This is a genomic window from Thalassotalea sp. G20_0, assembly GCF_017744175.1.
GTDB lineage: Bacteria > Pseudomonadota > Gammaproteobacteria > Pseudomonadales > Endozoicomonadaceae > Endozoicomonas.
This window is the reverse complement of sequence record NZ_JAGHQV010000239.1, coordinates 1-1,127: the sequence shown is the minus strand read 5'-3', so window position 1 is coordinate 1,127 and position 1,127 is coordinate 1. Positions and strand designations below refer to the sequence as shown.

2 protein-coding genes are annotated in these 1,127 nt (G+C 44.6%); both read right to left on the bottom strand.

What is annotated here, in order from left to right; genetic code table 11:
- Positions 1-16: 16 nt before the first annotated feature.
- Positions 17-583 (bottom strand): IS630 family transposase, encoded by a 567-nt coding sequence (locus J7438_RS25790; protein WP_353620198.1) that lies wholly within the window; start codon positions 581-583, stop codon positions 17-19.
- Positions 584-612: 29 nt separating this feature from the next.
- Positions 613-1,056, bottom strand: a complete 444-nt coding sequence (locus J7438_RS25785) for an IS630 family transposase (protein ID WP_209278895.1) — start codon at positions 1,054-1,056, stop codon at positions 613-615.
- Positions 1,057-1,127 lie beyond the last annotated feature (71 nt).

Sequence of the window (1,127 nt, the reverse complement as noted above, 5' to 3'; positions counted from 1 at the left end):
TACTAATTTATGACTGTTATAGGTAACACTGCCTGCAAGCATAGCTGGTGTCATGCAACCTGAAAAAACCTTTCACCAATTCAGGCGTCTTTTGTAGCGATCGCATCTTACTACGAACAAAACCTATGAACTCATCTTTGGTCTTCAAAGCGGCTTTTCCCAGCTTTTCTTTGAGCTGATTCCAGACCTGTTCATCAGGATTTAACTCAGGAGAATAGCTTGGCAGCAAGTGAAGCCCAAGCAGCTTGGGTTCTTGCTCTACATAATCTTTCGTATATTTTGCCCGGTGTGCAGGGTGACCATCTGTGATTATGATCACTGGCTTGTCAACGCTGCGGACCAATGACTTCAGATAGTCAACAAACATAAATCGATCCATTTTTCCGGTAAAAGTTCGGTATCTCAGGATACCTTCTGAGCTCACTACAGAAACAATATTCAATCTGTGTCTGGAGCCTGTTGTTTTTACAACAGGAGTCAGCCCTTTTATGCCCCATGTCCTGCCACGATGGCACTCAGATTTTGCTGTAGATTCATCCAGAAAGAAGATGATGGCATCTTGTTCTTCTGCTTGCCGAAGTATCGCGGGATAACGCTCACCATGCCACTCTTCTATTTTTTTTTATCCTGTTCCCAAGCTCCCCAGCGAGGCTTTTGGGGTGAGAAACCCAAGCGTTTTAACAGTTTGCGAACACCGCCAGGCACATACTTAACCTGAAAAGTCTTTTCAATAAGCGCTGCTATGATCTGGCATGTCCACAATGTAGTTTGGTAGCCATAATCAATAGGTGTGCGGGTTCTCAAAAGTAGCTTTAGCTGTTGCTCCTGCTCCGGTGACAGCCTTGGCTTGGGGCCAGTTTTACCTGTACGGGTTTTCAGGCCGTCCCAGCCATCCTGATTGTATCGGTCTATCCATTGATAGACTATTTTTCTTGAGGTTCCATACTTGTGGGCAAGATTGGTAGGACTCATGCCTGCATGCCAGTCCTTTATTGCTTTAAATCGAATTTCTTCCCTAAGGGAGTCTGAAAGCCTGCGACCGTCAATATTGTTCATTACTGCCTCATCTATGAAGGCGGTGATAATACCATACGACAGTAGCTACCTATAATAGGTGTAGATCAATA